This window comes from Streptomyces sp. NPDC059861 (assembly GCF_042731435.1).
Taxonomy (GTDB): domain Bacteria; phylum Actinomycetota; class Actinomycetes; order Streptomycetales; family Streptomycetaceae; genus Streptomyces.
The window spans coordinates 1-7,939 of record NZ_JBHWJQ010000079.1; the positions used below are offsets into that span (position 1 = coordinate 1).

The 7,939-nt window shown below is 73.4% G+C and carries 6 protein-coding genes; 2 read left to right on the forward strand and 4 right to left on the reverse strand.

Going from position 1 to position 7,939, the window contains the following annotated elements; genetic code table 11:
- Window positions 1-79: 79 nt before the first annotated feature.
- From ACFV6X_RS35255 to ACFV6X_RS35270, 4 genes are all read right to left on the reverse strand, one after another.
- Window positions 80-2,575, reverse strand: a complete 2,496-nt coding sequence (locus ACFV6X_RS35255; protein WP_385390497.1) for a transglutaminaseTgpA domain-containing protein — start codon at window positions 2,573-2,575, stop codon at window positions 80-82.
- A complete protein-coding gene (locus ACFV6X_RS35260; RefSeq protein WP_385390498.1) occupies window positions 2,572-3,948 on the reverse strand; it encodes a DUF58 domain-containing protein in 1,377 nt (458 codons plus the stop codon). The genes ACFV6X_RS35255 and ACFV6X_RS35260 overlap by 4 nt, the downstream gene beginning before the upstream one ends.
- A complete protein-coding gene (locus ACFV6X_RS35265; protein ID WP_385390499.1) occupies window positions 3,948-4,985 on the reverse strand; it encodes an AAA family ATPase in 1,038 nt (345 codons plus the stop codon). The genes ACFV6X_RS35260 and ACFV6X_RS35265 overlap by 1 nt, the downstream gene beginning before the upstream one ends.
- A 241-nt stretch (window positions 4,986-5,226) precedes the next feature.
- Complete coding sequence (locus ACFV6X_RS35270; RefSeq protein ID WP_385390501.1) at window positions 5,227-5,769, reverse strand: beta-class carbonic anhydrase; 543 nt, start codon at window positions 5,767-5,769, stop codon at window positions 5,227-5,229.
- A 440-nt stretch (window positions 5,770-6,209) separates the two neighbouring features.
- Here ACFV6X_RS35270 and rsmH point away from each other — a divergent pair, with 440 nt between their 5' ends.
- Complete coding sequence (gene rsmH, locus ACFV6X_RS35275) at window positions 6,210-7,166, forward strand: 16S rRNA (cytosine(1402)-N(4))-methyltransferase RsmH (RefSeq protein ID WP_385390503.1); 957 nt, start codon at window positions 6,210-6,212, stop codon at window positions 7,164-7,166.
- Between the two features lie 101 nt (window positions 7,167-7,267).
- Entirely contained in the window at window positions 7,268-7,915 is a 648-nt protein-coding gene (locus ACFV6X_RS35280) for a septum formation initiator family protein (protein ID WP_385390504.1), read from the forward strand.
- The last annotated feature ends 24 nt before the right edge of the window (window positions 7,916-7,939 follow it).

Consider the following 7,939-nt stretch of genomic DNA (forward strand, 5'->3'; position numbering starts at 1 on the left):
CGGCGAGGGGGCCGATACCTAGCTGGGTATCGGCCCCCTCGCCGTGTCCGGCTCGGCCCTCTCGGCCCTCTCGGCCCTCTCAGCCGCTCTGCTGACCGAACGGGCGGCGTGCCAGGGCCGCCGCCCAGCCGGTCGCCACGCGACCCTTCATGGCCAGCCACCGGTCGTTGAGGTCCCACACCGCGCGAACGGCCGAACGCGGTGCGAGGACCGCACGGATCCGGGTCCGCCGGCCGGCCCGGGCGCGCAGCGCCCCCCGCAGCCGGCGCACCTCGTCGGCCAGCCCGGCCTCCGCGTGCGGGTCCGGTGCGAACAGCACCTGCTCCACGGCACCGGCCACGCGGTGCACCGACCGGGTCGTCTGGTCGTCCAGATGGCCCAGCCGCACGATCCGCGCCGCCGCCTTGCGCGGGGTGAGAGCGTCGTCGGGGGCGATGCCGTAGTCCCAGGCGGTGTCCGTCAGTTCGCGCCAGACGGCCAGCACATGCCCGGCGGCCACCTCGGCGGCATGCCGCTCGTCCGGCTCCACGGCGAGGGTGGTCACCGCGACGCCGTCGCCACCGCCCTCACCGCCGCGTCCCCGGCCGAGCGCACCCGGGGGTGCGGCGCCCGTGTGCCCGGCCGAGGCCAGCCGCACCGACCGCCGTCTGAGCCGCCACAGCATGGGCAGCAGCGGCAGGACGACCAGCGCGACGCCCAGGAGCGTCCAGCCAGCCGTCTGGTACCAGGGCCGGCCTCCGTCGTCCGAGGAGCCCGGGTCCAGCGGGAGCGCCCCGCCGCACAGCTGAAGGCGCCGGTCCTGGTCCGCGCAGCTCGCGCTCGTGGACGGCTCGGCCGAGGGGGCCGTGTCCGCGGGACGCGAGGCCTCCGGCAGGTCGGGGATGCTGCTGGGCACCTCGGGCTGGGTGTACGTGGGCGTCGAGCCCCGGTTCGGCGTGGGCTCGAAGCGGGTCCAGCCGACGCCCTCGAAGTACAGCTCGGGCCACGCGTGCGCGTCCCGCAGCCCCACCGTGACCGTGCCGTCCGCCTGTGCCGTGCCGGGCGCGAAGCCCACGGCGACCCGGGCCGGTATGCCGAGCGTGCGCGCCATCGACGCCATGGCGAACGAGAAGTGCACGCAGAAGCCCCGCTTGTCCCGCAGGAAGCGGGCGATCGCCTGGGAGCCGCTGCCGGCCTGCACCTCGGTGTCGTACTGGAAGCCGCCGGTCACCGCGAAGTGCTCCTGGAGCGCGACCGCCTGCTCGTACGGGTTCTTCGCGTCGGCCGTGATCTGGCGGGCCGTCCGCGACACGATGCCCGGCAGGGAGCCCGGCACCTGGGTGAACTCGCGCTGGAGCGCGGAGGGCGGCTCCGGCGCCGAGGCCAGCTGATCCGCCGTCGGCTGCACATCGAGGCTGGTCACCTCGTAGGTGGCGCCCCGTGTGGTCTGGCCGTGGTCGCCGACGAGTGTCATGCCGACCGGCTCGTACCGCCAGTTGCCGTCGACCTTCACGCCGCTCGGCGGGTACGGCATCGGCAGCCAGTCCTGCGCGTACGAGTCCGAGGCAGCGATGCGGGTACGCACCTCGGCGCGCCGGATGTCCGGGCCGAGGCCGGCGGGGGTCGGGAGGTCGTCGGGCACGGCGACGATGTTGCGCCGGGAGGGCTTCCAGGTGGTGCCGTCGAAGTCGTCCAGGGACACGATCCGCAGATACATGCCGGAGAGGTCGCCCGTGCTGGTGCGCGTGGTCAGGACCGTGCGGTCCTCTTCGACGTTCAGGCTGTCGCGCAGGGACACCAGCGGGTTCACCGCGGAGATCGTGCCGCCGCCTCCGCTGCCGGTGCCGACACCCGTCCCGGCGGGGTCCAGCAGGCCGCCGTTCATCGTGGGCAGGGCCAGCGGCACGGCCAGGGCTATGCCCAGCGCGACCACGCCGATCCGCCGCCCCGCGCGCACCGGCGCCACCGGACCGCTCGGCTCCCCGCCCGGCCCGCGCCGCGCGCCGCCGAACACCCGGCCCCACTGCGACAGCCGGTCGCGCCCCTCGGCGAGCAGCAGCATCAGATAGCCGGCCGCCGCGATCAGGAACCACACCCAGCCGCCGGCGCCGTCGGACAGCCCCGCGGCCACCGAGTACAGCGCGAGCAGCGGGAGCCCGGCCGGGGCTGCGCTGCGGAAGGTCACCGCGAGCACGTCGACCGCCAGCCCGATCACCAGGACACCGCCGACGAGCATCAGTTCGATGCCGTCGGACAGTGGCGCCGGGATCGCGTACCGCCCGACGTCCTGGGTGCCCTGTTCGAGCAGGTCGGCGAAGCGGAGGAAGGCGTCGGGACCGGGGATCATCCCGATGAACGCGTTTTCCCGGGCGAAGACCAGGGTGAGCAGCATCAGCGTGACCAGGGCCTGCACGGTCACCGTCAGCGGGCGCGCCAGCGGCACCCGGCGGGCCGCCGCGCCCACACCCGCCTGGATCGCCAGCAGGACGGCCGCCTGCAGGAACCAGGAGACCTGGTCGACCAGTGGCAGCAGGGCGCACGCGGCCATCAGCGTCGCCGCCGTGGCACACAGCGCCATCCGCGCCTGCCCGCTCATGACCACCCCTCCCCGCCGGCCGTGCCGCCCGCCGTCACGACGCCGGTGCGCTCACGCTCCGCCTGGCGCCACAGGTCGTGCAGCGGGGCGCCCCGCGGGACGCGCACGGCCGTCCATCCGGCCTCGCGCAGCATCCGCAGCCGGTCCTCCTTCCCCGTCAACGGGCCGGGCACGTCCGTGGGTTCCCCCACCCAGTCTGCGCTGTCCAGGACGAAGGCGAGCGCGCCGCCGGTGCGCTGGCGCATCCGGGCCGCCACCGCGGCCTGCTCCTCGTCCAGGTCGCCGAAGAAGGCCACCAGCAGACCCTCGTGCCCGCCGTGGAGCAGGTCGTACGCCCGCGACAGGCCCGTGCCGTCGGAGTGGTCGATCACCGCGAGGGTGTCCATCATCAGTCCGGCCGCGTCGGCCGACTCCTGGCTCGCGCCGGCGAAGCCGTCCGCGCCCTCGCCGGGCACCGAGGTACCGGTGTCCGTCAACAGCCGCACGGAGAAGCCCCGTTCGAGCATGTGCACCAGCACCGACGCGGTGCCCGCCACGGCCCACTCGAAGGCCGAGTCGGGGCCCGCGCCCGCGAAGGCGACGCCCCGGGTGTCGAGCAGGACGGTGCAGCGGGAGCGCTGCGGCTGTTCCTCGCGGCGCACCATCAGCTCGCCGTAGCGGGCAGTGGAGCGCCAGTGCACTCGGCGCAGGTCGTCGCCGTAGCGGTACCCGCGCGGGATCACGTCGTCCTCGCCGGCCAGCGCCAGCGAGCGCAGCCGCCCGTCGCCGTACCCCTTCGCCTCACCGGTCAGCCGCACGGGCGGCAGCGGCTCCACGCGCGGGATCACCGTCAGGGTGTCGTACGTCGAGAAGGACCGCGTCAGCTCGCACATCCCGAACGGGTCGGTCAGACGCAGCTGGAGCGGGCCCAGCGGGTAGCGGCCGCGCAGGTCGGAGCGGACGCGGTAGGACACCTCGCGGCGGCCGCCCGGCTCCACGCGGTCGAGCACGAAGCGGGGGCGCGGGCCGAGCACGTACGGCACCCGGTCCTGGAGCATCAGCAGGCCGGTCGGCAGCCGCGAGACGTTGTCCATCCGCAGATGGACCCGCGCCTCGGCACCGGCGGGCACGCGCGCGGGGGAGAGCCTGCGGCTGCCGGCCACCCGGTAGCGCGTGCGGTACAGCACCGTCGCGCACACCAGGGGCAGCGCGGCCAGCAGCAGCCCGACCCGGAGCAGGTCGCTCTGGCCGAGGACGTAGGCGCAGACGGCGGCGGCGATCCCGGCGGCCAGGAAGGAGCGGCCGCGGGTGGTCAGACCGGCCAGGGCCGTGCGCAGGCCGCTCTTGTCGCCCTTGTCGGCGTCGGCGGCAGCGAGTCCCGCCGCGGCGGTCATCACAGTCTCCGGGGCGGCTGCTGGCCGTACGCCTGTGCGCCGTGGCCCAGGCCGCCGAAAGCGTTCTGCTGGGGTGTCGAGGGCACCGGTGTGCGCTGCAGGATCTCCTGGACCACCTGCTCCGCCGTGCGGCGGTTGAGCTGGGCCTGCGCGGTGGGCAGCAGGCGGTGCGCCAGCACGGCCACCGCGAGGGCCTGGACGTCGTCCGGCAGGGCGTACTCCCGGCCGCTGAGGGCCGCCGAAGCCTTCGCCGCGCGCAGCAGATGCAGCGTCGCGCGCGGGGAGGCGCCGAGTCTCAGGTCGGGGTGGTTGCGGGTGGCGGCGACCAGGTCCACCGCGTAGCGCCGGACGGTCTCGGCGACGTGGACGCCGCGGACCGCCTCTATCAGCTTCACGATCTCGTGCGCGTGCGCCACCGGCTGGAGGTCGTCCAGCGGGCTCACCCCGCCGTGCACGTCCAGCATCTGCAGCTCGGCCTCCGCGCTCGGGTAGCCGATGGAGACACGGGCCATGAAGCGGTCCCGCTGAGCCTCGGGGAGCGGGTAGGTGCCCTCCATCTCGACCGGGTTCTGCGTGGCGACCACCATGAAGGGGCTGGGCAGCTCGTAGGTCTGCCCGTCGATGGTGACCTGGCGCTCCTCCATCGACTCCAGCAGCGCGGACTGGGTCTTCGGCGAGGCGCGGTTGATCTCGTCGCCGATCACGATCTGGGCGAAGATCGCGCCCGGCTTGAACTCGAAGTCCCGGCGCTGCTGGTCCCAGATGGACACCCCGGTGATGTCCGAGGGCAGCAGGTCGGGCGTGAACTGGATACGCCGCACGGAACAGTCGATGGACCGTGCCAGCGTCTTGGCGAGCATTGTCTTGCCCACGCCGGGCACATCCTCGATCAGAAGATGCCCCTCGGCGAGCAGTACGGTCAGCGAAAGCCGCACGACCTCGGGCTTGCCCTCGATCACTTCTTCCACCGCACTGCGGACCCGATCCGCAGTGGCAGTCAGATCAGTAAGGCTCGCTCGATCGTCATAGGTCGTCACCCGGCCCTCCTCGGCCCGTTCTTTCTCACGGGCCGACGCTCTGCGATGCGTATCCGGCCCACCCCGAAACACGGACACCACGCGTGAATCGTTCCGCGCGACGCCACCACCCGCATTCTTGCCGCCGTTACCGATTCGTGTCACTCGACTGTGGACAACTGGCAGCGATATGTCGGGCCTTACGGCAATTTGTTCTGCCCTGTGCCCGGGAATCCCGAAGAACGAGACCCCCGGGCGACGGTCACGCGGGGTCGATCTCGCGCAGCAGGCCCGTCCGCACGTCGAACACGAAGCCGCGCACGTCGTCGGTGTGGAGCAGGAACGGCGAGGTGCGCACCCGCCGCATCGACTGCCGGACGTCCTGGTCGACGTCCTTGAAGGACTCCACCGCCCAGGCCGGGCGCTGGCCGATCTCCGCCTCCAGTTCGGTGCGGAAGTCCTCCGTGAGGGATTCCAGACCGCAGCCGGTGTGGTGGATGAGGACCACGCTGCGGGTGCCCAGCTTGCGCTGGCTGATGGTGAGTGAGCGGATCACGTCGTCGGTGACGACGCCACCCGCGTTGCGGATGGTGTGGCAGTCGCCGAGCTGCAGGCCGAGCGCGGCGTGCAGGTCGATCCGGGCGTCCATGCAGGCCACGACGGCGACCTGGAGGACCGGGCGGGCGTCCATGCCCGGGTCGCGGAAGGCGGCCGCGTACCGCTCGTTGGCGTCCACGAGACGGTCGGTGACGGTGCCGGCTATGGCGTCCTCGGAGCCGGCGGGAACCGATGCAGAAGTCGTCATGGTGATGACGGTACTGGTCACCGGCGGTCGGGTCCTGTTGTGAGGCGGGACAAAGAACGTCATCGGGCCTTGATGTGAGCTAACCCACAAGCGTGGCGCGTATGCGCCCTTACGAGTGATCCTCCCTGGTGCGCGGGTTGATCGCCGACCGCCGCCGCGACGCGCAGGCCGGTTGATTGACCGCGACAGAGGGTGGACTAAAGTGACGCGAAGCGGGAGGCGAGGCTCTCCCCGCTGCAGCGAATTCCCCGGATTCCGGCGTGGCCGCCGGAGATCTCCCGCGTGCGCGGCGCGTACGTACGGCTCGGCCTCCATCCGCTCCCGGCCGGCTGACGCCTCCGGCGCCGGCAGGCCTCCCCTTCACTGGGGGTCCCCCCAGCTTGCTGGGGGAGGGCGGGGACCCGGCGGTACGTACGGCCCGCCGGACCTGAGAGGGCCCCTTGAGCCAGAGTCGACACGTCCCGGTGATGCTCCAGCGGTGCCTGGACCTGTTGGCGCCCGCCCTGGAGCGGCCCGGAGCCGTGGTCGTCGACTGCACGCTCGGCCTCGGCGGCCACAGCGAGGCGCTGCTCGCCCGCTTCCCCGAGGCCCACCTCGTCGCCCTCGACCGGGACAAGGAGGCGCTGCGCCTGTCCGGTGAGCGGCTCGCGCCGTACGGGGAGCGCGCCTCCCTCGTGCACGCCGTGTACGACGAACTGCCCGAGGTGCTGGACCGGCTGGGCATCGCGCGCGTGCAGGGCGTCCTGTTCGACCTCGGAGTCTCCTCCATGCAGCTCGACGAGGCCGACCGCGGCTTCGCCTACGCGCAGGACGCCCCGCTCGACATGCGCATGGACCAGTCGACCGGCGTCAGCGCCGCCGAGGTCCTCAACACCTACCCGCCCGGTGAGCTGGTACGGATCCTGCGCGCGTACGGCGAGGAGAAGCAGGCCAAGCGCATCGTGGCCGCCGTCGTGCGCGAGCGCGAGAAGGAGCCGTTCAGCAACAGCGCGCGGCTCGTGGAGCTGATCCGGGACGCGCTGCCGCAGGCCGCCAAGCGCACCGGCGGCAACCCGGCCAAGCGCACCTTCCAGGCCCTGCGTATCGAGGTCAACGGCGAGCTGTCCGTGCTGGAGCGGGCGATCCCGGCGGCGGTCAAGGCGCTGGACGTGGGCGGGCGGATCGCCGTGCTGTCGTACCACTCGTTGGAGGACCGGCTGGTCAAGCAGGTGTTCACGGCCGGTGCCACCAGCACGGCCCCGGCCGGGCTGCCGGTGGTGCCCGAGCAGTACCAGCCCCGGCTCAAGCTGCTCACCCGTGGTGCCGAACTTCCCACCGAGGAAGAGGTCGCCGAGAACCGCCGTGCGGCCCCGGCGCGACTGCGCGCGGCCCAGCGGATCAGGGAGGACGTCGCGTGAGGCAGCCGACGGGGCGGGGTTTCGGCTCCGGGATCCGCAGCGGGTCCCCCACCCCGCCTCGCCGCACTACCAGGTCCGGCATCCGCGCCAGGGGAGGGTGAGTGAGTAGGAAACCCGAACTGAGAGGGAGGGCGGCACGGCTCGCGCAGCTTCTCCCCACCGGACGGGGGCAGGCCGCGCGGACGCCCTTCGTCCTCCTCGTCGTCCTGCTCCTCGGCGGCGGCCTCATCGGCCTGCTGGTGCTGAACTCGGCGCTCAGCGAAGGGTCGTTCCAGCTCGACGACCTCCAGAAGGAGACCAAGAACCTCACCGACGAGGAGCAGGCCCTGCAGCGCGACATCGACGCCTACTCCGCCCCCGACGCCCTTCAGCGGCGCGCTCGCGAACTCGGCATGGTCCCCGGCTCGGACCCCGCCTTCCTCGATCCCGACGGCACCGTCAAGGGCGTCCCGTCCGCCGTCGCCGCCGAACCGGCCTCCGCACGCCACCCTCTCGTCCTCGCCCCCGAGGCGATGGCCACCGGCCCCGCGCCCGTCTTGTCCGGCTCCCCCGCACCCGTGGCCACCCCCTTCGTCCCCACGGCCGCCGCGACCCCCACCCCGACGGCCCCGGCCACCCGCACGGCACCCCGGGCAGGCACCCCCGCGGCCCCGGCCCCCCGCACGCTCGCCGGCACTCCCGCGGCCGCGGCCCCCCGCTCGCTCGCCGGCACCCCCGCCCCCCTCCCGACCACACCCTCCGGCAGGTGACGGAAGTGACCGACAGGGAACCGC

What these genes read in the sequence shown, in the direction of transcription:
- ACFV6X_RS35270 (WP_385390501.1), bottom strand. Translation starts at nt 5,769, where the DNA reads ATGACGACTTCTGCATCGGTTCCCGCCGGCTCCGAGGACGCCATAGCC.
- ACFV6X_RS35260 (WP_385390498.1), bottom strand. Translation starts at nt 3,948, where the DNA reads ATGACCGCCGCGGCGGGACTCGCTGCCGCCGACGCCGACAAGGGCGAC.
- ACFV6X_RS35255 (WP_385390497.1), bottom strand. Translation starts at nt 2,575, where the DNA reads ATGAGCGGGCAGGCGCGGATGGCGCTGTGTGCCACGGCGGCGACGCTG.